A 22374-nucleotide genomic window follows, 5' to 3' on the forward strand; every position below is an offset into this window, starting at 1 on the left:
CGGCCCTACGCCACCCTGCTGACCGCCCGGGCGAGGATCGCCGTCGTCAACGCATCCACCGGCTCCCGCGCCGCGGACGGGTTCGACAGCAGCGTGAAGTCGACGTGGCCGAGCTCCGGCAGCCCGAACCGGTTGGTGACCTTGATCAGGTCGGTCGGGATGAGCGACCGCGGGAACACGGCGACGCCGATTCCCGCCCGCACCGCCGCGAGCACACCGTTCACCTCGCGGGTGTTGCAGGTGATCCGCCACGTGCGCCCCGCCGCCTCGAGGGCGTCGATCGCCACCTGCCTGCTGAGGCTCGGGCCCTGATACGAGATCAGCGGCACCGGCCCCTCCGGGTCGAGCACGGTCTTCTCCTGCCCCATCCAGACCAGTTCGTCGGTCGCGACGACGGTGCCGTCGGTGGTTCCGGGCGTCTGCTTGATGAAGATCAGGTCCAGGTGACCGGCCTTCAGCTTGCGGTGCAACGGTGCCGACTGATCGACGGTCAGCTCGAGGTTGATCTGCGGGTTCTGCTGCCGGAAGTGCCTCAGGATGCGCGGCAGCGTCGTGATCGCGAGGTCATCCGCAGCGCCGAACCGCAGCCGGCCGCGCATCGCCGAACCGCTGAAGTAGCTGTCCGCCTCGGCCAGGGCGGCGAGGATGGTGCGCGCGAAGCCGGCCATGGCATCGCCGTTGTCCGTCAACCGAACGTCGCGGGTGTCGCGCGCGATCAGCTGCCGTTTGGCCGACTGCTCCAGCTTGCGGATGTGCTGACTGACGGTCGGCTGGCTGACGCCCAGGCGGGCCGCCGCCTTGGTGAAGCTCCGGGTGTCGGCGACGGCGAGGAAGGTCTGCAGCAGGACGGGGTCGAACATCGCATCCATTCGAAAAGTCAATGGGAGTTATAGCCGTGATCGGGAACAAGAATACCCCGTGGTGCGTACTGTCGAAGTGAGACTTCATACGGAACCAGCGAAGACAATCGAGGTAACACGAACGTGGCGCACTCCCCCGCAGCGTCCCGGCCCGCAGCGGCCCCGCCCACCGGACCCATGCCGGTCCTCTCCGCCCGGCCGCCGTGGCGGGAGACGTTCGCCTCGCTCCGCGTCCCGAACTACCGGCGCTTCGCCGCCAGCAACCTGGTCGCGAACACGGCAGTGTGGATGCAGCGCATCGCGATGGACTGGCTGGTGCTGCAGCTCTCCGGCAGCGTCGCGGCGGTCGGCGTCACGGTCTTTATGCAGTTCACCCCCATGCTGGTGTTCGGACTGTGGGGCGGTGTCATCGCCGACCGTTACTCCAAGCAGCGACTCCTCGTCATCACCCAGTCGTGCGCGGCAGCCCTGGCCGCCCTTCTCGCGACGCTGACCCTGACCGGGGTCATCGAGGTCTGGCACGTCTACGCGATCTCGTTCGCGCTCGGGCTCGTCACCGTCGTCGACAACCCGGCCCGGCAGGTGTTCGTCAACGAACTCGTCGGCCCGCGCTACCTCCGCAACGCCATCAGCCTCAACTCGTCGATCTTCCAGCTCGGCGGCCTCATCGGCCCGGCGCTCGGCGGGGTGCTGATCACCGCCGTCGGCGGCGGCTGGTCCTTCGCGATCAACGCCGTCGCCTGCCTCGCGGTCGTCTTCGCCGTCGCGACCCTCAAGCGGTCGGAGCTGCACGCCGCCCCCGCCGCCCCGCGCGGCAAGGGGCAGCTCGCCGAAGGGATGCGGTACGTGCGCCGCAAGCCCGTCATCTTCTGGACGGTGGTCATGGTCGCCGTCATCGCCGTGTTCGCCTTCAACATGCCGGTCTTCCTCGCCGCCTACGCGAACAACGTGTACCACGTGGGGGCGCAGGGCTACGGTCTCTTCAACGCGCTGGTCGCGGCCGGCGCGCTGGCGGGTGCGCTCGCCTCCACCCGGCGCACCAGCGTGCGGCTGTCGATGGTGGTCGGCACGGCGGCGGTGCTGGGGATCGTCCAGGCCGTCGCGGGGTTCGCCCCCGGCGAGGTGGCGTTCGGGCTGCTGCTGGTCTGCGTGGGGGTCGGGAACCTGCTGTTCATCACGGCGGCGAACTCGCTCGTGCAGATGTCGTCGAACGTGCAGATCCGCGGGCGGGTCATCTCGCTCTACATCCTCGTGCTGCTCGGCGGTCAGGCGCTCGGCGGCCCGATGATGGGCTGGATCGTGGAGCAGGTCGGCCCGCACATCGCGATGGCGATCTCCGGGCTCGTCCCGGCCGCCGCGGCCGCGGTCATCGCCGTGCTGATCGCGCGCCAGGCGCGCCTCCGGCTGCGCTTCGGCCTCCGCGGACGCCGGCCCGTCATCGCGATCGTCACCCGCGCCGGAAAGAGCGGCGCGACGCTCTGAGCCGTCCCGCCCCTCCGGTATCGTGGAGGAGCCGCCCCCGTAGCTCAGCGGATAGAGCAGGAGCCTTCTAATCTCTTGGTCGCAGGTTCGATTCCTGCCGGGGGCACCTCCCCCCTCAACGCTTCCTCGCTTAATCCGACAACACGCCGATCCCGGCCGGATTAATCGAGGAAGCGATCGTGGGGACGTGAAAAGGGCCGGACTCGACGAGTCCGGCCCTTCAGGTGGGGTGAGTAACGGGGCTTGAACCCGCGACCTCCTGGACCACAACCAGGCGCTCTACCAGCTGAGCTATACCCACCACGGCTTAGTCCGACGGTGAGGCCGGCGATAAGCAACTCAACGATTCTAGTACATCTGCGGGGCCCATTTTTCCACCACGCCCGAGGCGAGTGCCTGGGTGTCTTCGGTGGTCGGCCCGGGCGGCGCGACGAACGCCGCGGCACGGTAGTAGTCGAGTTCGCGGATGGACTCGAGGATGTCGGCCAGCGCGCGGTGGCCGCCGTTCTTCTCCGGGGCGTTGAAGTAGATGCGCGGGAACCAGCGCCGCGCCAGCTCCTTGATCGAGGACACGTCGACGTTCCGGTAGTGCAGGTGCGTGTCGAGCCGGGGCATGTACTTCGCGATGAACATGCGGTCGGTGCCGATCGTGTTGCCCGCGAGGGGAGCGGTGCGGGCAGTCGGTGCGAACTTGAGCACGTACTCCAGCACCTCGTACTCGGCCTCGGCGAGGCTCTTGCCGTTGGGGATCTCTTCGATCAGACCCGACGTGGTGTGCATCTGCCGCACGAAGTCGCCCATGTGATCGAGCGCGGATGCGTCGGGCTTGATGACGATGCTGAGACCCGGGTCGAGGACGTTCAGCTCGAAGTCGGTGATCACGACCGCGATCTCGACGAGCTCGTCGACCTCGAGGTCGAGGCCGGTCATCTCGCAGTCGATCCAGACCAGTCGATCCGAGGAATTTGCCATACCGCGATTCTAGTGCTGGCCTCCGACGGTGCCCGGCAGCGGGTGTCCGCTGAGCTCGACGCGCTGGGGAACGGGAAGCTTCGGACCCCTCCCGTCACCGGTCGACACATGCCGCAGCCGCCGGGCGACCCAGGGGATGGCGTACAGGCGCAGCCAGGTGCGGAACGGCACCGAGTCGGGCGGCGTCGGCGGCTCAGGCGTCGCCGCGGCCTCCGGTCCCCCGATCTCCGCGTACGGCACACCGAGCGCGTGCGCGGCCTGCACGGCGAGCAGCCGGTGCCCGCGAGTGCTCAAGTGCACCCGGTCGGAGGCCCACATCGCCGGGTCGCGGAACTCCCGCACGCCCCAGACATCGAGCACGACCGCGCGCTGGTCGCGGGCGATGCTCCAGATGTTCGCGTTGAAGACGGCCGCGCGGCCGCGGAACGGCTTGAGGAAGAACGCGAACTGCGGGTCGAAGATGTTCGCGAGCAGCACGGTCGCGCCCGACCTGCGCAGCTCCCGGATGCCGCCCTCCAGCCGTGACGCCAGCGCATCCGGGTCGGCGGCCGGGCTCATCAGGTCGTTCCCGCCGATCATCACCGACACCAGGTCGGGCTCCAGGCGCACCGCCTCCGGGATCTGCGCGTCCACCACGTCGGCGATGCGGCGCCCGCGAACGGCGAGGTTGGCGAACTCGACGCTGGCGCCGGCGAGCCGCGCGTCGCCGTCGAGGATGCCGGCGAGGCGGTCGGCCCAGCCGAGGAACGCGTCCGGCCGCGCGGGCGCGCTGTCGCAGAACCCCTCGGTGAGCGAGTCACCGAGGGCGACGTAGCGCGTGAAGGTCGTTCGGCTCACGGGACGATTGTGGGTCGCCGGTGCCTCCCGTCGCGCGCTCCGACGGACCGTTCGGCGGGATGGTCGCCTCGATTTCTCCGGACGTACACTGACGGTGTGGATTCGACACCAGCCGTTGACCCGGTGGCCACCGGGAACTCGCAGACGGAAGCCCGACTGACCCTCTACACGTCCGCCTTCTGCGAGCCGTGCATGCAGACGCGTGCGGTGCTCGCCGAGGCTGCGCGGCTGGCCCCGCGCGTCGCCGTGACCGAGTTGGATGTGGCACGCAACTCGGAGCAAGCGGAGCGCGACGGTATCCGCTTGACCCCGACCGTGATCGTCGCCGGGCAGCACGGCGCGGAGGTGTTCCGCGCGGAGGGCGTCCCGACGCTGGCCCAGGTGCTCGCGGCCGCGGCGAAGGCGCTCTGAGCGGTGCGGTAGCGCTGAACAGTCAGCTCCCGGCGGCCGGCCCGTCGTGCCTGAGTTCACGGCATAGACCGCAGCCGCCAACTCGATACGGTTGACCGGGACGGGGACACGCCGGCAGGACCGTCGGCCCATTCTCCCTCCGGGCGGGGGCGCGACGTGCGTCGGAGAGACGGGCGGGAATCTCCGACCGGCCGCGGTGTGTCGGACATCAGAGCCCGGATGCGCGCGAGTCTCCGACGATAGCGGCCGGATCTCCGACGCTAGGCCGAGACCGCAAGGCAGCTCCCCTCCGCCGCAGCGTAAGGGGCAACCTCAACTGGGGCCCGTCCCCCGCGCTTCGCCGGCACACCCACCTCGACCGCTCTCCACCCACACCATCGACCCAGAACACAGCTACTGGCGCAACCAAGACAAAGAGCCCGGCAGATGGCCGGGCTCTTCATAAAAGTAACCGATGACGCGACTCAGGTGTCACCCACGTCGCGACTCATGCCGGTGGCTCGCCTGTCGGGCTCGGACCGTCGACGCTGCGGTGCAGCAGGAAGATGCCGCCGTGGGCCGGCAGGTGCGAACGCTCGGAATCCGTCTCGATGTACCCGTCGAGAACCGCGACGATGCGGCGGTCGAGCTCGGCCACATCCTCTGGTGACAGATGCAGGGCGAAGCGCGCGTAGGTGGCGATGGAGGCGGGTCCGGCCTCGGCCAACTCCTGCTGGAACGCGTCGACCGGGGCGAGCCCGTGGCGCAGGTCCAGGTCTTCCAGGGGCACCGAGAGCCACCAACTCTTGCCCGTGGAGCGGTACGGCTTCTCGAGGGCGCCGGAGTCGCCCGTGCGGACCTCCGCAGGCTCCAGGAATCCCGCCTGCGCGAGCTGGCGCACGTGGTAGTAGGCGGTCCCGGCATCCACTCCCAGCCGGTCGGCGAGCTGCTTGTTGGTGAGCTCGTGCTCGCCGCAGAGGCGCAGGATGCGCACGCGCAGCGGGTGCGACAGCGCTTTGAGTTCCTGCGGTGTCGCCGGGCGGCGCTTGGCGTCCGGGTCGGCGCGGCGATCGTCGGTCATGGCAGAACTCTAGTCGCGATTCGAATTTCTCGGATCGATTGATAATTCTCAATCGGTGTGCGAGTCTGAAGGAATGACGTCCTCAGGGCTCGGCGACCGCTATTGGAAGCTGTGGACCTCCGCCGGCCTCTCCAACCTGGCCGACGGTGCCATGAAGGTCGCCCTTCCGTTGGTCGCGATCCGCTACACCGACTCCCCCGTCCTGATCGCCGGACTGTCGTTCGCCTTCACGCTTCCTTGGCTGTTCTTCGCGCTGACCGCTGGAGCATTGGCGGACCGGGTGGACCGACGGCGGCTCATGCTCGTCGCCAATGCCGCCCGCGCGCTGTTCCTCGCCTGCCTGACGGTGGTCACCATCGCGGGCGCCGGCTCGCTCTGGCTGCTCTACGCCGCGGCATTGTGCATCGGCGTCGCCGAGACCGTCTATGACACGTCGTCGCAGTCGATCCTCCCGCAATTGGTCCCGCGTGACCGCCTGTCGCGGGCGAACGGACGCCTCTATGCGGCGGAACTGACGGCGAACGAGTTCGTCGGCCCACCCCTCGGCGGTTTCCTGGTGGCGGCAGGGGTGGCGCTCGCCTTCGGCACTCCCGCGCTGCTCTGGGTGGCCGCGATCGGGGTGCTGCTGCTCGTCCGCGGCCGGTTCGTCGCCGAGCGCACGGGAGTGACCACGATCCGTGCCGACATCATGGAGGGGTTGCGCTTCCTCGGTCGGAGCACCATCCTGCGGACGCTCGCCATCATGGTCGGCGTCTTCAACTTCGCGAGCTCCGCCGTGTTCACAGTCTTCGTCCTGTACGCCGCCGGTCCGCAATCCACGATGAAGCTGTCCGACCCCGCTTACGGACTGCTGCTGACGTTCTCCGCGATCGGCAGCGTCCTCGGCACCTTCCTCGCCGAGCCCGCCGAACGGCTGCTGGGCCGCTCCCGAGCGCTCGCACTGACCATCGTCGGATCGCTGCTCACCGTGGCGACGCCGGGCTTCACCGACAACCCCTTCATCATCGGGGCCGGCCTCCTGCTCGGCGGCATCACGGTGTCGATCTGGAACGTGGTCACGGTGTCGCTCCGCCAGCGGATCACCCCCACCCGCCTGCTCGGCCGCCTGAACAGCGCCTACCGGCTCCTGGCCTGGGGCACGATGCCGCTCGGCGCGGCCGTCGGCGGCATCCTCGGTCAGCTGTTCGGGGTCCGCTGGGTGTTCCTCATCATGGGCGCGCTGGTCGTCCTCCAGCTCGTCCCCATGCTCTGGATCACGAACCGCCGGATGGACGACGCGGAAGCCGCGGTGGAGGCAGAAGAGGCAGCAGACGCGCAAGCACCCGACGCCGCACCCGACGCCGCCGAACGGTGACGCGTACACGACTTTGCCAGCTTCCGTGCCCGAATCGTCCAGAAACAGCGCCTAGGGTCGTGGTCGACGGCACCGAACGCCGTTCGTGCCGCGCACGTCGGCATCCAGCCCCCACCCCCGAACCCTGAGGCGCCCCTAGCGCCCGCTCCTGGATGCCCGGCCTTCCCCACGCCCGGCACACCCGCGTCGCATGCCGCGCTTCCGGACCACGGGTCCACGAGGCGCTTCCGCGCATGCCGCGGTCGCCAGCCCGCAGGACCGCTCCCGAAGAGATCACGGTCCGCTGCGCGATGACCCAGCGTCAGCGTGCACAGGCGGGGAAACCCGATCCAGGAAAACAATGCTCAGCACCCTCCGTAACACTGTCAAGAACAGCCCGATCCCCCTCAGCCGCATCGTCACCGGTGCCGCAGCCGTCATCATGAGCGCCAGCCTCATCGCCCCGGTCATGGCGCAGCAGCACACCGACGAGCGCCAGACGCGCGAACTCTCCGAGTCGACCGGGATGCACCACGACCAGCTCGGCGTGTACAGCTCGATCGTGCGAGACCGCCTCGAGACCGAGGCGAAGGACGCGCTCAGCGCCGCACAGAGCACGGTCGCGGCCAACCAGGCCAAGACCGATGCCACCGCAGCGCAGACAGCCATCGCCAGTCTGAGCAGCTTCAGCAAGCTCGACGACACGAAGCTCCGCGCGACCATCGACCAGACGCAGTCGGCGACGAACGCTCTCGCCGCCGCGGGCGCCGAGGCGGACAGGAAGGCCGCCGCCGCCCAGGCAGCCGCCGCAGCCGCCGCGGCCGCCGCCGCTCAGGCCGCGCAAGCCGCCCAGGCGAACGCCAACACCGTGGACGGCGCCAAGGCCGCAGCAGCAAGCATCGCCTCGAGCCAGTACGGCTGGGGCTCCGACCAGTTCAGCTGCCTCGACAAGCTGTGGACGCGGGAGTCCGGCTGGAACTACCAGGCGTCCAACTCCGGCAGCGGCGCCACCGGCATCCCCCAGGCGCTTCCCGGCAGCAAGATGGCCTCGTTCGGCTCCGACTGGGAGACCAACGCCACCACGCAGATCAAGTGGGGCCTCGACTACATCGCCCGCGGGTACGGAACCCCGTGCGGCGCCTGGGGCCACTCGGAGTCGTTCAACTGGTATTGAGCCGCCAGTAGACTCGCGCGAGTGCGCACCAGCACCGACCACCCGTCGCAGAGCCCGGTGACGCGCGCGTGAGCGTGTCGCGGGACGCAGAGGCGTTCGAAGCACTGGTCGCCGACGAACTCGACCGGCTACCGGACGAGATGGTCGACGGACTCGACAACGTCGTGTTCGTGGTCGAGGACCGTCCGGAGGACGGCTCCCTCGACCTGCTCGGGCTCTACGACGGTGTCGCACTCACCGAGCGCGACAGTTACGGCTTCGGCGAGATGCCCGACCGCATCGTACTCTACCGGGAACCGCTGCTCGCGATCAGCGCCGACGAGGACGAGCTACGCGACGAGATCCACATCACGCTCGTGCACGAGATCGCGCACTACTACGGGATCGACGACGATCGGCTGCATGAGCTCGGTTGGGCGTAGGGTCAGGCCCCGTTACCGAAGATCGACTCGTCGTCCTTTTCGGGCGCGACCGGGTCCGAGTCCGGCTGGTCGAAGTGGTAGATCACCTGGCGCTGGCCCTCGACCTCGCGCTCGTCACCCGCAACGTACCAGAAGGTGGACTCGAGGCCTTCGACGGCGGCGATCACACCGATCCGGTCATCGACCTTGCCGCCCACCAGGAAGCGGCGGTCGGTCTGACCCACCAGGGGTCCGTCGGCGTATTCGACGATGTACTCGGGGTCCTGTCGTGCGTCGGTCATATCTCCACCGTAGTCCCCCGTGGACCGGCCGCGGGACGCTGGGCCGGAGGTGGGGCGACGACGAGGTCCGCTCCCGTCACATCCAGTACCAGGGTGGCGAGGCCGAGTGGATGCTCGCGCGCGACGAAGCGGTCGAACTGCGCCTGCCAGCGGTCCCACTCGACGGCGAAGGCCTCGCCGTCGCGGGCGAGGGCGCGCTGTTTGCGCAGGTCGTCGTCCGCGTGGAGCCATACGGCGAGGTCGGCGACCGCCGCGTTTCGCCGCGACAGCGAACCGCAGCCCTCGACCACCAGCGGCTCGTGACCGGCGACCGGCTCGCGCCCGGCCAGGCAGTGCCCGACCCAGTCCCAGCGCTGCCAGGAGCCGGTACCGGCGGCCCGCAACGGCTCCAGCAGGTCGCGGCCGACCGCGACGCTTCCGGCGTCCAGCCCGTCCCATCCCGGGTACAGGTCGTCCATGCGGACCAGGCGGGGGGTTCCCGACGCGGGCCAGTCGCGGAGCAGCCGATCGGCGAGCGAGCTTTTGCCCGCACCGCTCGGACCGTCGATCAGGATGATCGGCGTACGACGGGCGGCGGCGGCCGTGTCGACGGCGGCGACGACGGCGTCGTCCAGCGCCGCCAGCTCAGCTGAGCGGTGCATTCCAGCTCCCTGTCGCAACGGCGGCTCCGACCGCGATGCCCGCGACCAGCAGCGCCACCGCCAGCGTCACCCAGTCCCGCCCGCGGAACACCGACGGACGCGCCCAGGTGCGCACCCCGCCCACGCCGAAGCCGCGCGCCTCCATGGCCGTCGCCAGCTTCGTGCCCCGCCGCAGCGACAGCACGAAGAGCGCGAACGACTGCCCGAGGAAACGCCGCAGCGCGCCCGACTCCGCGACGCCCCTGGCACGGCGCGCGAGTGTGAGCGCGCGCCAGTCCTCGGCGAACAGGCCCACCAGACGGAGGCCCGCGAGGCCGCCGATCACGAACCGTGCCGGGAGCCGCAGCAGCTGGGCGAGACCGTCGGCGAGGTCGGTCGGATCGATGGTGATGAACAGCAGAACAGCAGGCAGACCGATCGCGAGTACCCGCAGCGCCGTCGCGAGCGCGAGCGAGATCGACCCGTCACTGATCTCGACCGCCCACCAGTGCACGTAGACGGTGCCCGACGTCTGGCCGTACAAGAGCGTCGTGAGGCCGGCGAGCGGCGCCGCGATCCACACCGGGGAGGTGCGGGCGACGACGGTTCCGAGCGGCAGACCGGCGAAGGCGAGCAGGATCAACTCCAGCACCAGGGCGACGCCCGCCGACACGGGGTCGATCGAGAGCAGCAACGCGACCGTGACGATGCAGGCGGCGCCCAGCTTCGAGACCGGGTTGAGGGTCGCCAGGGGGCCGACCCGCAGCGGCTGCGCGAGCGTCATGCGGTCACCTCCGCGGCATCCAGCCGGAGCGAGGCGGCGCCGACCGCCGACACGAACTCGGCGTCGTGGGTGGCCGCGACGATGGCATGGCCGTCCTCGCGCAGCCCCGCGATCAGCATGACCAGTCCTTGCCAGGTCCGGGCATCCTGCCCGAAGGTCGGCTCGTCGAGCACGAGCAGCCGCGGCCGCGTCGCCAGAGCCGTACCGACCGAGAGGCGTCGCTTCTGGCCGCCGGAGAGGGTGAACGGGTTCGCGGCGGCGACCCCGTCGAGCGCGAGCCGCTCGAGCAGTTCATCCACCCGCTCCTGAACGTCCGCCTCGGCGAGGCCGAGCGCCCGCGGTCCCGCCGCCAGTTCGTCGCGCACCGTGGAGGCGATGAACTGGTGCTCGGGGTTCTGGAAGACGCTCCCGATACGGGTGAGCAGCTCGCGCGAGCGCCAGGCGGCCGGGTCGGGCGTCCTGCCGTCCGCCAGCGCGGGTTCGGCGACGAGGGAACCGGCCAGCGCCGGCAGGAGCCCACCGAGGGTGAGGGCGAGGGTCGACTTGCCTGCGCCGTTCCGGCCGATCAACGCAAGGGCGGTGCCCTCGCGGAGATCCGCGTCGACCGGGAGACCGACGGCGCGCGCCTCCACCGGGCGCGGGCGACGTCCGCGCCGTCGACCGCGGGTCACCGCCGGTCCGCGACCGAAGACGAGCGACCGCGCGGTCAGCAGCGCGCCGCCCTCGGCCACGACAGGTGCCTCGGGGACGGGCGTGTCCGGCAACCAGACACCGGCGCGCCGCAGCTCGCCGGCCGCGTCGCTCAGCACCGTGTCCGGGGAGCCGTCGGCGAGCACTCCCCCGTCAGCGCCCAGGACGACGACCCGTGTCACCACATCCCGCCACACGGCGACGCGGTGCTCCACCACCACGAGGGTCGCTCCGGTCGCGTCGAGCGCCGCGCGCACCGCATCCCGAACCTCCAGCACACCCGCGGGGTCGAGGTTCGCCGTCGGCTCGTCGAGCAGCAGAAGCCCCGGACGCATCGCCAGCAGACCGGCGAGCGCCAGACGCTGCTTCTGGCCGCCCGACAGCTCGGTGGTGGATCGATCGAGGGGCACGTCGAGGCCCACCTCGTCCAGCGCCCGCCGGACCCGTCGCCAGATCTCCTCCCGCGGCACCCCGAGGTTCTCGCAGGCGAACGCCACGTCGTCGCCCACCCGGGCGAGGATCACCTGCGCGTCCGGATCCTGCAAGAGGAGGCCGGCGGAGCCGCGCGCCTCGGCGGGCGGACGTCCGGCGACGGTCAGCGAACCCTCCGCCTCCCCGTCGTCGTCACCGCCGAGCACGCCGGCGAGCCCGGCGAGCAGGGTGCTCTTCCCGACGCCAGAGGAACCCAGCAGCAGCACCCGCTCGCCCGGCTCGATCCGGAGCCCCAGGCCGCGCGCGGCCCAATCGCTGCGTCCGGCATAACGCCAGCCCCAGTCGTCGACCCGAACGGCGGCCGGGGCCGGCAGTCCCGTGGTCACTGCGATCAGACCCGCACGGGCTTCTGCGCCTCCCGGCCGGCGGCGAAACGACTCAACGCGCCGGTCCGTGCGAGCGCGCGCACCAGCAGCCAGGAACCGAGGCCCCCGACGATCAGACCGGAGACGACGGTGGTGATGGTGTATACGACCGCGAACTCCGGCTTCGAACCGGGGTACGAGTACAGCAGGTCGAGGATGGACTCGCCGACCCCCGCGCCCGCCCCGGCCAGCAGCGCAGGAACGAGGCGCCAGTTCGCGTAGAGGAACAGCGCGAACACGATCTCGGCGCCGAGACCCTGGACGACGCCGGAGAGCAGCGTGGCGAAGCCCCACTGCGTCCCGATCAGCGCGGACACGATCGCGGCGACCAGCTCGCCGAACAGCGCTGCCCCCGGCTTCCGGACGATGAGCGCCACGAGGACGCCCGCGAACAGCCACGGGCCGTTCAGGATGCCCTGGAAGCCGGGCAGGACGGCCGTGACCGGGCCGGAGATCGGGTTGTAGACGACACCCCAGACCCAGAAGACGACGCCTGCGGCGACGGCGACGACGCTGGCGACGACGATGTCGACGACCCGCCAGCGGAAGGTGCGTGGGCGTGCGCCCACGGAGGAAATGGTTGCGTGCACTGTTCGTGCCCTTTCAGTCGAATGGAACAGGGCACGGGATGTGAGAAATGTCCTCCCTGCGCTGGCATGACCCAGATCAGGTTCGACGGTCGAGACTTGGAGAAGTCTCCTCTCAGCCCGGCTCACCGGACTCCCGTGTTCGCCCCCAGTCTAGACCGATCCGGGCAGCAGGTTACTTCTTGAGCGCGCGGATGACGCGGGCCCACGCTCGGCCGGCCACCCAAACGAACGGGATGCCGACGACCAGCAGGGTGATCAGGTTCGGCCGGAACCGCACGCCGAGCTCGTCGGAGACGTACGCGCCGAACGGGATCGCCACCCCGCCGCCGCCCGCGCCGCCAGGGGCGTCCTCATCCCCGCCGCCGCCCGCGCCGAAGCCGAACTGCACAGCGGCGACCGGAACGATCGTCGTGCCGTCGAGGACGACCGGCTCGCCGTAGACCGACTTGATGCCCGAGCCGGTCACGGTCTCCGCGAGTTTCAGCGAGAAGTTCGTCATGAGGCCACGGTAGCGCGCCATCCCGCCCCTGAACAGGTCGGTCCATCGTCTGGTCGGCGTCCGCCACGTCGCTCAGTCGCTGACGTACTTCGGGTTGCGCCCATCCTGCTCCTCCTCGTCGGCATCCCGGGACCGGCGGACCAGTGAGGCCGGGCCGATCATGCCGCGACCGAACCGCGCGCTGACCGCGTCGAGTGCCCGCTCGGTCTCCCGCCACTCCTCGTCGGGATCCCACAGCGCGAGCGCGTCGCCGCCGGCGTCGAGGAGCTGCTCGGCACGCACACCGATCAGACGGAGGGGCGTCTGGCGCACATCCAGCTCCAGCGCCTCGAACACATCCCACGCCTCCTCGAACAGCCGACGGCCGACGTTCGTCGGGTCGGCCAGCGTGCGCGAGCGCGTGATGGTGCGGAAGTCGGAGAACCGCACCTTGATCGCCACCGTGCGGGCGACCATCGAGTGCGTGCGCAGGCGTTCGCCGACGCGTCCGGACAACCGCAGGAACTCGCGGCGAAGGGTGTCGACGTCTCCCACATCGGTGCCGAACGTGTTCTCGTGGCCGATGCTCTTCTCGCGCGACTCGGTGACCACCCGGCGCGCGTCGCGACCGTTGGCGAGGTCGTGCAGCCGTCGGCCGCCGGCATCCCCCACCGCCTTCTGCAGCACGTGCAGCGGCGCGTCCGCCAGGTCGGCGACGGTGAGCAGTCCCATCCGTTCCAGCGACGCCTGGGTGCTGGCGCCGACGCCCCAAAGCGCCCCGACCGGCAGCGGACGCAGAAAACTCAGCGTCTCCGCACGCGGGACGACCAGCAGGCCGTCCGGCTTGGCGCGGCCCGACGCCAGCTTCGCCATGGACTTCGTCGCCGCCACACCGACCGAGCAGGTCAGCCCGGTCTCCTCGACGACGCGCGAGCGGATCAGCTCGGCGATGCGCCGAGGCGAGCCCAGCAGTCGGCGTGCGCCAGACACATCCAGGAAGGCCTCATCGATGCTCAGCGGCTCGACCAGCGGAGTCACCTCGTGGAAGATGTCCATCACCTTGGCGGAGTACTCGGTGTAGCGCTCGTAGTGCGGCGGCAGGATGATCGCGGTCGGGCACAGCCGCAACGCCTGCGACATCGGCATGGCACTGCGGACACCGTACCGGCGCGCCTCGTACGTCGCGCTGGTCACCACGCCGCGGCCGCCCGCGTGGCCGACGATTGCCGGCTTGCCCCGCGCATCCGGACGCTCCAGCAGCTCCACCGACGCGAAGAAGGCGTCCATGTCCACGTGCAGGATGGAGGACTCCGAGTCGTCGACATCGGCAGCGCTCACCTGCCGCTGGCTGCCGTCCGTTCGTCCCACCCCTCCAGCTTCTCACCCCCGCCCGACTCTGGCGACGAACCGGGATACGTTGGGACCATGGAATTCAGGTACCTCGGCAACAGCGGGCTCAAGATCTCGGAGACCATCTACGGCAACTGGCTGACCCACGGCTCCCAGGTCGAGAACGACACGGCGACGGAGTCGGTGCATGCAGCGCTCGAAGCGGGCATCACCACGTTCGACACCGCCGACGCGTACGCCAACACCGTCGCGGAGCAGGTGCTCGGCGACGCGCTGCGGAACGAGCGCCGCGCCTCGCTCGAAATCTTCACCAAGGTCTACTGGCCGACCGGTCCGAAGGGCCACAACGACGTCGGGCTGTCGCGCAAGCACATCCTGGAATCGATCAATGGCTCGCTCCAGCGTCTCGGCACCGACTACGTCGACCTGTATCAGGCGCATCGCTACGACTCCGAGACGCCGCTCGAGGAGACGATGCAGGCGTTCGCCGACGTCGTGCGGCAGGGCAAGGCCCTCTACATCGGCGTCAGCGAGTGGACGGCCGACCAGCTGCGGGCCGGACACGCGCTCGCGAAGGACCTCGGCATCCAGCTCATCTCGAACCAGCCGCAGTATTCGATGCTGTGGCGCGTCATCGAGAAGCAGGTCGTGCCGACCTCGGCCGAGCTGGGGATCTCGCAGATCGTCTGGTCACCGGTGGCGCAGGGCGTGCTGACCGGCAAGTACAAGCCGGGCCAGCAGGCGCCGGAGGGCAGCCGCGCGGCCGACGAGAAGGGCGGCGCCGACGCGATCCGCAGCTTCCTGCGGGAGGACGTGCTGACGGCTGTGCAGGACCTGCAGCCGATCGCGGACGAGCTGGGCATCACCATGGCGCAGCTCGCCGTGGCGTGGGTGCTGCAGAACCCGAACGTCGCCGGTGCCATCGTCGGCGCGTCCCGACCCGATCAGGTGAAGTCGAACGCCGCGGCGGCCGGGATCAAGCTCTCCGGCGACGTGCTGGCGCGCATCGACGAGGCCGTCGGCGACATCGCAGAGACCGACCAGGCACTCACCGTCTCCCCCGCCAAGCGCCCCGCCTGACGCGCCGCACCGCGCCCGCTCTCCCGCCCCCGCCTCCCTCTCGGCGCCCACGCGCCTCCGACTCGGTGAGTCGTGAGTCGTTGTCGGAATTCCCGCCGAGTGGTGACGTCATGTCGCTACTCGGCGGGGATTGCGGGCTGCGGCGCGGCGGCAGGGGTCAGACGAGGGCGGCGACGAGCGGGCGGAGCCAGTCGCGGAACGCGGCCGAGTCCTCGCGCAGCGTCGCGCTGATGACGACGGTGTGCGGGCCGACGATCCACGCGCCCTTCTCCGCCAGCGGGAGCACCTCGATGTCGAGCCGGAAGTACCCGGCCTGGCGTCGTAGCTCGTGCTCACGCTCGTGGACCACCCCGACGATGTCGGCGGCTCGGCGGGCGTGGGAGTCGGCGCTCGCTGCGACGTACTCGGCGTGACGTGCGCCCGCCCAACCGGCCGCGGCGTCGTAGTGGGCGATGATCGCGTCCTGCAGGGCGATGGCCCGGTCGAATGCCTCGAAGTGCGGCGGATGCAGCAGCGGCGCGCTGAGGCGACGGTGCCGGTCCGCTGCCACCTCGAACCACGCCTGCCACTGGGCGGCCAGAGCGTCGTCCGGCCCGGCCGGCCCGTCGTCGAGGCCGGGACGCGACGTCCTGCCGCCGGTCGGCCCGACCAGCGGCGCCGGACGCATCCGTGCGCGACCGTCGGCTGGAGCGGGTCGCGGGCTGTGCAGCGCCGGCGCGACGGCAGGATCCAGACCGGGGAGCTCCGGTCTCGCCCGGTCGCCGAGACCGGTGAGGTCACGCAAGGCGAGGGCCATCAACAGGTCCCACGGGCAGTCCTCCGTGACCTGCCATCGAAGGGTGCCCTCGACGAACATGCCGACATTGTAAGTTCGCGCCCTGCGCGAAGGTAGAGGGTGCCGAACCGGTTCAGTCGACGAGCGGCTCCTCGGCCACGAGCAAGAAGGAGGGGATGACCGCTCGCTCGTACGGGCCGCGGCCGTCGCGGCGGTGCTGCGGCTCGAAGAACGACACTGTCCAGGTGGTCAGCCCGTCGATCGGGCCGTACACATTGCGCAGGCTCCGGTCGCCCGGGGCCACGATCACGCCGGTCGGCTCGCCGGTCCAGTCCTCGGAGGTCGGGGCTTCGTTCTCGCGCACGTACACCTGGACGCCGACACCCAGTCCCGGTCCTCCGTCGGTCGTCCGGCCGTCATCCTTCGAACTGCGCTTCCACATGGCTCCCATGCTCGCATCCCGGGATGTGCGCCCGCTGCAGCGACCGGTTCGGGCCGGTCCGCGCCGGTCCGGTCGGGCCCGGCTACGACGTGGACGGCCGTGCGGTCCCCTCCGCCCGGCGCGCCGGGTCGAGGAGGCGGCGCAGTGTCCACCGCTCTGCCACGGTCCAGGCCGTCGAGGTGAGGATATAGACCGCGGCCGCGAGCGGAACGAACGCCGCGAACACCACGGTCACGTACGGCAGGAAGGACAGCGCGCGCAGCATCCCGACCGGTGCCGTCGAGCCCTCGGGCTGCGGCAGCGTGAGCACCCGGCGCGAGACGGTGGTGACGACCGCGATGAGGGCGAGCACGCCCAGGTAGACCAGCATCGCCGGCCAGACCCCGGCTCCGACACCCGCTCCCGCCAGCCCGACGAAGCTCGTGCCGAGCGGCGCCCCGAAGGCGTGCTCGCCCAGCAATCCATTGGCGTGCCCGGCGATCGTCGGATGCGTGAACACGGCGTACACCAGGGTGACGACCGGGATCTGCGCGAGCAGCGGCAGCATCCCGGCGAACGGTGACACCTGCTCGGTCTTGTAGAGCTCCATCGTCGTGCGGGCGAGCGTCTCGCGGTCGCCCGCGTGCCGCCGCTGGAACTCCGCCAACTGCGGGGCGAGCCGTCTGCGGCTGTATTCGGCGCGCACCTGGCTGACGCCGACCGGGATGAGGACGAGACGGACGAGCACCGTCAGCATGGCGACGGCGAGCAGCCCGGCGGCGGTGCCGGCGACCGGCTGGACCGTGGCGGAGAGGGCGGTGACGAGGCCGTAGGCGCCGTCCAGAACGGCCGCGATGGGCGGCCAGGAGAAGAAGTCCATGAGTGTGTGATCCCTGCGAGTCGACGGAGTGAGGACGCGTCTGGTCGCGTGGAGCGCTGTGCCCGCGATCGGCGGGCGGTGGCGCTGCTACGCGACCGGCAGGAGGATGCCGGGCGCCCTGGGCCGCGGGCGGCCGTCGGCAGCGGGATCGGACGGCCCTTCGGCGAGCCAGCCGGCGACCGGCTGCACCGGACGCGACCACACCGCGCGGACGCGGAGAGAAGCTGCCAGCGCGGCCACGGACCGGACGGCGGCAGCCGCGATCACGGCGACCAGACCGAGAGCGCCGGCCACACCGACGAGAGCGACGAAGCCGGCTGTGCTTCCGCCGGCGGCAGCGCCGAGCGAGCCCGCGCCGGACGCGAGCGTGCGTCCGAGGAGCTCCAGCAGGGCGGTCATGATGACGACGGTAACAGAGCGCGCGGCCGGAACCCAGAGCGTTCGCGCCCGGCGGACGCGTGTCGCGCGCATCCTGCTCGACGGTGGAAGGATGGAGGCATGTCTCGAGTCGCGATCATCGGTGCCCACGGAAAAGTCGCCCAGCAGCTGATGCGGGTGCTCTACGACCTCGGCGACGACTTCGTCGGCATCGTTCGCAACGACGAGCACGCGGACGACGTCTACCGCCTCGGCGGCGAGGGTGTGCTGCTCGACGTCGAGAAGTCCGAGCCGGAGGCACTCGCTGCCGCGATCGCCGGCTGTGACGCCGTGGTGTTCACCGCCGGCGCCGGCGCCGGTTCGGGTATCGAACGCAAGCGGACGGTCGACTACGGCGGCTCCGTGAAGGCTCAGAAGGCCGCTGCTCTGGCCGGAATCCGCCGCTTCGTGCAGGTCTCGGCCTGGGGAGCGGACGCACCCGTGGACGGCTCCGATCCGGTCTGGACGGCGTACATCGAAGCCAAGCGCGACGCCGACGCCGCCCTGCGCGACTCGGGCCTCGAGTGGACCATCCTGCGTCCGGGCGGCCTGACCACCGAGGAAGGCACCGGACGCATCACCCTCGGCGACAGCGTGCCGCGCGGCAGCATCGCCCGCGAGGACGTCGCCCGCCTGATCGCGCTGACGCTCCACGAACCGGCAACCGCGGGGCATCAGTGGGAGGTCATCTCCGGAGAAAGCTCCATCGAGGATGCGGTGCGGGCCCTCGTCGCCTCCGCGTAGGCTTGCGCGCGTGACCAGCGACAGCGTGACGAGCGATCCGTCCCCGTACAGCGCCAAGCCGTGGGTGGCCGCCTACGCAGCCGACGTCCCCGCCGAGGTTGCGACTCCCGACGGCTCCCTCTCGCACCTCATCGAGGAGTCGGTCGCGACCTACGGCAAGCACGTCGCGCTGGAGTTCTTCGGCGCGACCACCAGCTACGCCGAGCTGGGCGACCAGATCGAGCGTGCCGCCGAGGGGCTGCGCACGCTCGGCGTCTCGAAGGGCGACCGGGTGGCTCTGGTCCTGCCGAACTGCCCGCAGCACGTCGCCGCTTTCTACGCCGCCCTCCGCCTGGGGGCCGTGGTGGTTGAGCACAATCCGCTCTACACGCCGCGTGAGCTGCGCCACCAGTTCGAGGACCACGGCGCGACCGTCGCGATCGTCTGGGACAAGGTCGCAGCCACCGTGCAGGAGCTGCCCGCCGACCTGGGAGTCACCACCGTCGTCTCCGTCGACCTCACCCGCGCGATGCCCGCCGACAAGCGCTTCGCCCTCCGCCTGCCGATCCCGGCGGCGCGGAAGGCGCGCGAACAGTTGACCGCGAAGACGTCCGGAACCATCAGCTGGGATTCGCTGGTCGCCTCCCGGCGGCTCAAGGCGTCGTACCCGCGACCCGAGCGCGACGACCTCGCGCTCATCCAGTACACATCGGGCACCACGGGCCGGCCGAAGGGCGCCATGCTCAGCCACGGCAACCTGACGGTGAACGCCGCCCAGGCGCGTGCCTGGGTGCCCACCATCGAACGCGGCAGCTCGGTCGTCTACGCCGTCCTACCGCTCTTCCACGCGTACGGCCTCACGCTCTGCCTCACCTTCGCGATGAGCATGGGCGCCCGGCTGGTGCTGTTCCCGAAGTTCGACCCGGACCTGGTGCTGGATGTGGTGAAGAAGCATCCCGCGACCTTCCTCCCCGCCGTGCCCCCGATCTACGAACGGCTGGTGCAGGCGGCGGAGAAGCGGAAGGTGTCGCTGTCCGGCATCCAGATCGCCATCTCCGGCGCCATGAGTCTGCCCCAGGGCATCGTGGACCTGTGGGAGGGCAAGACCGGCGGCTACCTCGTCGAGGGCTACGGGCTCTCGGAGTGCTCGCCCGTGCTGATGGCCAACCCGGTCGGTGCGAGCCGCCGCGCCGGAACCGTCGGCCTCCCGCTGCCGAGCACCGAGCTCCGCGTGGCCGACCCGGACGACCCGTCGGTCGATCGCGCGTTCGGCGAGGAGGGCGAACTGCTCGCCCGCGGACCGCAGGTATTCTCGGGCTATTGGCGCAACTCCGACGAGACGGCGAAAGCGCTGACGGCGGACGGCTGGTTCCGCACCGGCGACATCGTGACGATGGATGAGGACGGCTTCGTCCGCATCGTCGACCGCATCAAGGAGCTGATCGTCACCGGCGGCTTCAACGTGTCGCCGTCGGAGGTCGAGGATGCGCTGCGCACCTTCCCCGGTGTCGCGGACGTCGCCGTGGTCGGCCTTCCTCACCGGCGTGGAGGCGAGGATGTCGTCGCCGCGGTGGTCATGGACCAGGGCGCGTCATTCGACGAGCAGGCCATCCGCGCCTACGGTCGCGACTGCCTCACGCCGTACAAGGTGCCGAAGCACGTTGTGCAGGTCGACGAGCTGCCGCGCTCGATCGTCGGCAAGGTCATCCGCCGCAAGGTGCGTGACGAGCTGCTGGCCCAGCAGGCGAAGTAGCCCGCGCGTTCGCTCCGGGGCGGCTCAACCGCCGATCGGGAATACCAGCAGGGAGCCGGTGGCCGTCGCCACCGTCTTGCCGGACGCGTCGGTGACCACCCCGTCGGCGAATGCGACCCGGTTGCCGGGCTTCGTGACGGTCGCGACGCAGGTCAGGCGCCCACTGTGCGCGTGCACCGGTCGGAGGTAGTTCACCTTGATCTCGATGGACGTGTAGCCCTGCCCCTGCGGCAGCGTCGTCTGCACGGCGCAGCCAAGCGCGGAGTCGAGCAGAGTGCACACGAGGCCGCCGTGCACCGTTCCGATCGGGTTGTAGTGCGACTCGTCGGGGTCGCACACGAAGGTGGCCGTTCCGGGGTCGGCAGAGACCAGCGTCATCCGCATCAGCTCGGTGATGGGAGGCGGCGGCAGCTCCTCGCGCAGCATCGCCCGCAGGTACTCCAGCCCGCTCATGGTCGGCATCACCGCGACGCCGGGCGCCGGGTCCTCCCAGCTGACGGTGCGGGTGCGCTCGGTGACGTCTTCGTGCATGGGGACATCCTCTCGCAGCGGTCAGCCGCTCGCGAGTCGCGCCAGCCGTCGGCGCGCCGCAAGCTCGGCCTGCGTCTGCGGACCGAGCAGCACGCGGGCCCCGGCGAGCACCGCACCGGTGGCGCCGTGCAGCGGGAGCAGGCGCTCCATGGCCGTCGGCGGGAGTCCCAGCAGCTCGCGATGACGCGGCTCGAGCGTGGAGACGGCGGCTCGGAACACGATGCGGTACGACGGCCGCAGCATCCGACGAAGCGGGGCGCGGCGGATGAACCGCACGATCTCCTCCACTTCCGGTCCCCCGCGCAGTTCGCCCGCGTCGGTGACCGCGTCGATCGCTGCGCGCAGACCGGTCGCGGTGCGTGGCGCATCCTCGACGCCCATCAACTCGGCGGCCGTCGCCCACTCGGCGACGTAGCCGTCGGCGCCGCCCGGGATCGGACCGCCCCAGTGCTCGTGCGCCGTGAGGAAGGCGTCCGTGAACGCCAGGTGCACCCAGCGGGCGAGCTCCGGATCGTTGGCCGAATAGGGCCGCTCGACCCCGTGCCCGTCGGTGAAGGTGCCGGTCACGCGGCGGTGCAGCGCGCGGACCATTTCGGACCCTGCGATCGCCTGACCGCGACTGCCGAAGGTGACCGTGTGGATCCACTGGATGGTTCCGGCGAGCCGGCCCAGCGGGTCCTCGCGGAAACGGGAGAAGTCGCGGACCCCGGCCAGCGCCCCGGGATGCAGGGCCTGCAGCAGCAGGGCGCGTGCGCCGGCCACGAGCGTCGGCATGCCGCCGTGCACCGTCCAGGCGGCGCTGTCGGGCGAGAAGAACCCCTCGTCCTCGCCCTCCTCCAGGCGGAGCACCCACGCGGGCACCTCGTCCGACCGGCCGGCAAGGGTCTCGACCAGGCGGGCACGCAGCGGCGTCAGCACGCGGTCGATCGCGGTGGAGGTCACCGGACAGCGCCGTCCGGGAGAGCGGTCTTGGTCACATCCTGACCGAGCCCCTCGATCAGCTGTGCCTCCGGAAGCTCGGCGATGAGGCGTCCCGGCAGGAGGATCTTGGAGCGGCGGACGCCCGAGCCGATGATGACGACGTCCCGCTCGGCCACCCGTGCGTCGACGAGCACCGGCCACCCGGCGGGGAGGCCGATCGGCGTGATGCCGCCGTACTCCATTCCGGTCAGGTCCACCGCGCGGTCCATCGGCAGGAACGACGCCTTGCGCACATCCAGCAGCCGCTTGACCGTGTTGTTGACGTCGGCGCGGGTCGTCGAGAGCACCACGCAGGCAGCGATCCGCTCGACGCCTTCGCGCTTGCCGGCCACGACGACGCAGTTCGCCAGGTTGGCCCCCTCCAACCCGAACTGCTCGCGCGTCGCAGCCGTGTCGGAGACGTCCGGGTCGATCTCGACCACACCGACGTCGTCCAGCCAGCCCAGTGCCTCCAGCAGGCTCAGCGTCGACGGAGCCAGCAGATCGGAGCGGGTGGATGCGGGAGCGGTCGTGAGGCCACCGAGAGTGAAGACGCCCATGCGCCTACTCTGCACGCGCCGGCTGGGAGTCCGCAAACGCCGGAGCGCGACGGCGTTCTGCCGTCGCGCTCCG

26 protein-coding genes, 2 tRNA genes and 1 riboswitch are annotated in these 22374 nt (G+C 70.7%); of the genes, 9 read left to right on the plus strand and 19 right to left on the minus strand.

Annotated features, from left to right (window positions below; translation table 11 throughout):
- Positions 1 to 5: 5 nt before the first annotated feature.
- On the minus strand, positions 6 to 860 hold the full coding sequence (locus AB4079_RS11480; RefSeq protein ID WP_441787419.1) for a LysR substrate-binding domain-containing protein: 855 nt from the start codon (positions 858 to 860) through the stop codon (positions 6 to 8).
- Positions 861 to 1037: 177 nt separating this feature from the next.
- Here AB4079_RS11480 and AB4079_RS11485 point away from each other — a divergent pair, with 177 nt between their 5' ends.
- Positions 1038 to 2342: an MFS transporter gene (locus AB4079_RS11485; RefSeq protein WP_441787555.1), complete on the plus strand. Its 1305-nt coding sequence runs from the start codon at positions 1038 to 1040 to the stop codon at positions 2340 to 2342.
- A 33-nt stretch (positions 2343 to 2375) separates the two neighbouring features.
- Positions 2376 to 2448 (plus strand) — tRNA-Arg (locus tag AB4079_RS11490).
- A gap of 119 nt (positions 2449 to 2567) precedes the next feature.
- Here the strand turns inward: AB4079_RS11490 and AB4079_RS11495 are convergent.
- From AB4079_RS11495 to AB4079_RS11505, 3 genes are all read right to left on the minus strand, one after another.
- A tRNA-His gene (locus AB4079_RS11495) sits at positions 2568 to 2643 on the minus strand.
- A gap of 47 nt (positions 2644 to 2690) precedes the next feature.
- Complete coding sequence (gene orn / locus AB4079_RS11500) at positions 2691 to 3314, minus strand: oligoribonuclease (RefSeq protein WP_441787420.1); 624 nt, start codon at positions 3312 to 3314, stop codon at positions 2691 to 2693.
- Positions 3315 to 3323: 9 nt separating this feature from the next.
- Positions 3324 to 4151, minus strand: a complete 828-nt coding sequence (locus tag AB4079_RS11505; protein ID WP_441787421.1) for an SGNH/GDSL hydrolase family protein — start codon at positions 4149 to 4151, stop codon at positions 3324 to 3326.
- Positions 4152 to 4247: 96 nt separating this feature from the next.
- On the opposite strand from AB4079_RS11505, the gene AB4079_RS11510 reads away from it, so the two are divergent.
- Positions 4248 to 4562, plus strand: a complete 315-nt coding sequence (locus AB4079_RS11510) for a glutaredoxin family protein (RefSeq protein WP_441787422.1) — start codon at positions 4248 to 4250, stop codon at positions 4560 to 4562.
- 487 nt (positions 4563 to 5049) lie between these two features.
- Here the strand turns inward: AB4079_RS11510 and AB4079_RS11515 are convergent, their stop codons facing one another.
- On the minus strand, positions 5050 to 5622 hold the full coding sequence (locus tag AB4079_RS11515) for an ArsR/SmtB family transcription factor (RefSeq protein ID WP_441787423.1): 573 nt from the start codon (positions 5620 to 5622) through the stop codon (positions 5050 to 5052).
- Between the two features lie 73 nt (positions 5623 to 5695).
- Here AB4079_RS11515 and AB4079_RS11520 point away from each other — a divergent pair, with 73 nt between their 5' ends.
- From AB4079_RS11520 to AB4079_RS11530, 3 genes are all read left to right on the plus strand, one after another.
- Positions 5696 to 6976, plus strand: coding sequence for an MFS transporter (locus AB4079_RS11520; RefSeq protein ID WP_441787424.1), 1281 nt, complete (start codon positions 5696 to 5698; stop codon positions 6974 to 6976).
- 340 nt (positions 6977 to 7316) lie between these two features.
- A complete protein-coding gene (locus tag AB4079_RS11525; RefSeq protein ID WP_441787425.1) occupies positions 7317 to 8129 on the plus strand; it encodes a hypothetical protein in 813 nt (270 codons plus the stop codon).
- 140 nt (positions 8130 to 8269) lie between these two features.
- Entirely contained in the window at positions 8270 to 8551 is a 282-nt protein-coding gene (locus AB4079_RS11530; RefSeq protein ID WP_441787556.1) for a metallopeptidase family protein, read from the plus strand.
- A gap of 2 nt (positions 8552 to 8553) precedes the next feature.
- On the opposite strand, the gene AB4079_RS11535 is transcribed toward AB4079_RS11530, so the two are convergent.
- The 7 genes from AB4079_RS11535 to dinB form a co-directional block, all read right to left on the minus strand.
- Positions 8554 to 8832: a hypothetical protein gene (locus AB4079_RS11535; protein WP_441787426.1), complete on the minus strand. Its 279-nt coding sequence runs from the start codon at positions 8830 to 8832 to the stop codon at positions 8554 to 8556.
- The gene (locus AB4079_RS11540) at positions 8829 to 9473 is read right to left on the minus strand and encodes an ATP-binding protein (protein WP_441787427.1); all 645 of its coding nucleotides are present in this window, start codon (positions 9471 to 9473) and stop codon (positions 8829 to 8831) included. The genes AB4079_RS11535 and AB4079_RS11540 overlap by 4 nt, the downstream gene beginning before the upstream one ends.
- Positions 9457 to 10236, minus strand: coding sequence for an energy-coupling factor transporter transmembrane component T family protein (locus tag AB4079_RS11545; protein ID WP_441787428.1), 780 nt, complete (start codon positions 10234 to 10236; stop codon positions 9457 to 9459). Before AB4079_RS11545 ends, AB4079_RS11540 begins: the two co-directional genes overlap by 17 nt.
- On the minus strand, positions 10233 to 11744 hold the full coding sequence (locus tag AB4079_RS11550) for an ABC transporter ATP-binding protein (protein WP_441787429.1): 1512 nt from the start codon (positions 11742 to 11744) through the stop codon (positions 10233 to 10235). The genes AB4079_RS11545 and AB4079_RS11550 overlap by 4 nt, the downstream gene beginning before the upstream one ends.
- A gap of 5 nt (positions 11745 to 11749) precedes the next feature.
- Complete coding sequence (locus AB4079_RS11555) at positions 11750 to 12373, minus strand: ECF transporter S component (RefSeq protein WP_441787430.1); 624 nt, start codon at positions 12371 to 12373, stop codon at positions 11750 to 11752.
- A gap of 36 nt (positions 12374 to 12409) precedes the next feature.
- Positions 12410 to 12520: riboswitch (TPP riboswitch) on the minus strand.
- A 25-nt stretch (positions 12521 to 12545) separates the two neighbouring features.
- On the minus strand, positions 12546 to 12872 hold the full coding sequence (locus AB4079_RS11560) for a spore germination protein GerW family protein (protein ID WP_441787431.1): 327 nt from the start codon (positions 12870 to 12872) through the stop codon (positions 12546 to 12548).
- A gap of 72 nt (positions 12873 to 12944) precedes the next feature.
- Positions 12945 to 14219 carry a DNA polymerase IV gene (gene dinB, locus AB4079_RS11565; protein ID WP_441787432.1) on the minus strand — a complete coding sequence of 425 codons (1275 nt, stop codon included), beginning with the start codon at positions 14217 to 14219 and terminating at the stop codon, positions 12945 to 12947.
- Positions 14220 to 14276: 57 nt separating this feature from the next.
- Here dinB and AB4079_RS11570 point away from each other — a divergent pair, with 57 nt between their 5' ends.
- Positions 14277 to 15281, plus strand: a complete 1005-nt coding sequence (locus AB4079_RS11570) for an aldo/keto reductase family protein (protein WP_441787433.1) — start codon at positions 14277 to 14279, stop codon at positions 15279 to 15281.
- A 157-nt stretch (positions 15282 to 15438) separates the two neighbouring features.
- On the opposite strand, the gene AB4079_RS11575 is transcribed toward AB4079_RS11570, so the two are convergent.
- The 4 genes from AB4079_RS11575 to AB4079_RS11590 form a co-directional block, all read right to left on the minus strand.
- Entirely contained in the window at positions 15439 to 16137 is a 699-nt protein-coding gene (locus tag AB4079_RS11575) for a hypothetical protein (RefSeq protein ID WP_441787434.1), read from the minus strand.
- A 52-nt stretch (positions 16138 to 16189) separates the two neighbouring features.
- Positions 16190 to 16498: a hypothetical protein gene (locus tag AB4079_RS11580; RefSeq protein ID WP_441787435.1), complete on the minus strand. Its 309-nt coding sequence runs from the start codon at positions 16496 to 16498 to the stop codon at positions 16190 to 16192.
- Between the two features lie 82 nt (positions 16499 to 16580).
- A complete protein-coding gene (locus tag AB4079_RS11585; protein ID WP_441787436.1) occupies positions 16581 to 17357 on the minus strand; it encodes a YidC/Oxa1 family membrane protein insertase in 777 nt (258 codons plus the stop codon).
- Positions 17358 to 17444: 87 nt separating this feature from the next.
- Positions 17445 to 17756, minus strand: a complete 312-nt coding sequence (locus AB4079_RS11590) for a DUF6412 domain-containing protein (RefSeq protein ID WP_441787437.1) — start codon at positions 17754 to 17756, stop codon at positions 17445 to 17447.
- 99 nt (positions 17757 to 17855) lie between these two features.
- On the opposite strand from AB4079_RS11590, the gene AB4079_RS11595 reads away from it, so the two are divergent.
- On the plus strand, positions 17856 to 18518 hold the full coding sequence (locus tag AB4079_RS11595; protein ID WP_441787438.1) for an SDR family oxidoreductase: 663 nt from the start codon (positions 17856 to 17858) through the stop codon (positions 18516 to 18518).
- 10 nt (positions 18519 to 18528) lie between these two features.
- Positions 18529 to 20250, plus strand: a complete 1722-nt coding sequence (locus AB4079_RS11600; protein WP_441787439.1) for a long-chain-fatty-acid--CoA ligase — start codon at positions 18529 to 18531, stop codon at positions 20248 to 20250.
- 24 nt (positions 20251 to 20274) lie between these two features.
- Here the strand turns inward: AB4079_RS11600 and AB4079_RS11605 are convergent, their stop codons facing one another.
- The 3 genes from AB4079_RS11605 to AB4079_RS11615 are packed head-to-tail and all read right to left on the minus strand — an operon-like array spanning position 20275 to position 22301.
- Positions 20275 to 20781, minus strand: coding sequence for a PaaI family thioesterase (locus AB4079_RS11605; RefSeq protein ID WP_441787440.1), 507 nt, complete (start codon positions 20779 to 20781; stop codon positions 20275 to 20277).
- 21 nt (positions 20782 to 20802) lie between these two features.
- On the minus strand, positions 20803 to 21723 hold the full coding sequence (locus AB4079_RS11610; RefSeq protein WP_441787441.1) for an oxygenase MpaB family protein: 921 nt from the start codon (positions 21721 to 21723) through the stop codon (positions 20803 to 20805).
- Positions 21720 to 22301 (minus strand): YbaK/EbsC family protein, encoded by a 582-nt coding sequence (locus AB4079_RS11615; RefSeq protein ID WP_441787442.1) that lies wholly within the window; start codon positions 22299 to 22301, stop codon positions 21720 to 21722. Before AB4079_RS11615 ends, AB4079_RS11610 begins: the two co-directional genes overlap by 4 nt.
- Positions 22302 to 22374 lie beyond the last annotated feature (73 nt).

Source organism: Leifsonia sp. 2MCAF36, from assembly GCF_052115525.1.
In the GTDB taxonomy this organism is placed as follows: domain Bacteria; phylum Actinomycetota; class Actinomycetes; order Actinomycetales; family Microbacteriaceae; genus Leifsonia.

Excerpts from the sequence above, each read along its gene's own strand:
- AB4079_RS11540 (WP_441787427.1), bottom strand. The coding sequence starts at position 9,473 with ATGCACCGCTCAGCTGAGCTGGCGGCGCTGGACGACGCCGTCGTCGCC.
- AB4079_RS11615 (WP_441787442.1), bottom strand. The coding sequence starts at position 22,301 with ATGGGCGTCTTCACTCTCGGTGGCCTCACGACCGCTCCCGCATCCACC.
- AB4079_RS11605 (WP_441787440.1), bottom strand. The coding sequence starts at position 20,781 with ATGCACGAAGACGTCACCGAGCGCACCCGCACCGTCAGCTGGGAGGAC.
- AB4079_RS11520 (WP_441787424.1), top strand. The coding sequence starts at position 5,696 with ATGACGTCCTCAGGGCTCGGCGACCGCTATTGGAAGCTGTGGACCTCC.
- AB4079_RS11525 (WP_441787425.1), top strand. The coding sequence starts at position 7,317 with ATGCTCAGCACCCTCCGTAACACTGTCAAGAACAGCCCGATCCCCCTC.
- AB4079_RS11570 (WP_441787433.1), top strand. The coding sequence starts at position 14,277 with ATGGAATTCAGGTACCTCGGCAACAGCGGGCTCAAGATCTCGGAGACC.
- AB4079_RS11485 (WP_441787555.1), top strand. The coding sequence starts at position 1,038 with ATGCCGGTCCTCTCCGCCCGGCCGCCGTGGCGGGAGACGTTCGCCTCG.
- AB4079_RS11535 (WP_441787426.1), bottom strand. The coding sequence starts at position 8,832 with ATGACCGACGCACGACAGGACCCCGAGTACATCGTCGAATACGCCGAC.
- AB4079_RS11585 (WP_441787436.1), bottom strand. The coding sequence starts at position 17,357 with ATGGACTTCTTCTCCTGGCCGCCCATCGCGGCCGTTCTGGACGGCGCC.
- AB4079_RS11575 (WP_441787434.1), bottom strand. The coding sequence starts at position 16,137 with ATGTTCGTCGAGGGCACCCTTCGATGGCAGGTCACGGAGGACTGCCCG.
- AB4079_RS11590 (WP_441787437.1), bottom strand. The coding sequence starts at position 17,756 with ATGACCGCCCTGCTGGAGCTCCTCGGACGCACGCTCGCGTCCGGCGCG.
- AB4079_RS11580 (WP_441787435.1), bottom strand. The coding sequence starts at position 16,498 with ATGTGGAAGCGCAGTTCGAAGGATGACGGCCGGACGACCGACGGAGGA.
- orn (WP_441787420.1), bottom strand. The coding sequence starts at position 3,314 with ATGGCAAATTCCTCGGATCGACTGGTCTGGATCGACTGCGAGATGACC.
- AB4079_RS11545 (WP_441787428.1), bottom strand. The coding sequence starts at position 10,236 with ATGACGCTCGCGCAGCCGCTGCGGGTCGGCCCCCTGGCGACCCTCAAC.
- AB4079_RS11515 (WP_441787423.1), bottom strand. The coding sequence starts at position 5,622 with ATGACCGACGATCGCCGCGCCGACCCGGACGCCAAGCGCCGCCCGGCG.
- AB4079_RS11595 (WP_441787438.1), top strand. The coding sequence starts at position 17,856 with ATGTCTCGAGTCGCGATCATCGGTGCCCACGGAAAAGTCGCCCAGCAG.
- AB4079_RS11530 (WP_441787556.1), top strand. The coding sequence starts at position 8,270 with ATGGTCGACGGACTCGACAACGTCGTGTTCGTGGTCGAGGACCGTCCG.
- AB4079_RS11560 (WP_441787431.1), bottom strand. The coding sequence starts at position 12,872 with ATGACGAACTTCTCGCTGAAACTCGCGGAGACCGTGACCGGCTCGGGC.
- AB4079_RS11480 (WP_441787419.1), bottom strand. The coding sequence starts at position 860 with ATGTTCGACCCCGTCCTGCTGCAGACCTTCCTCGCCGTCGCCGACACC.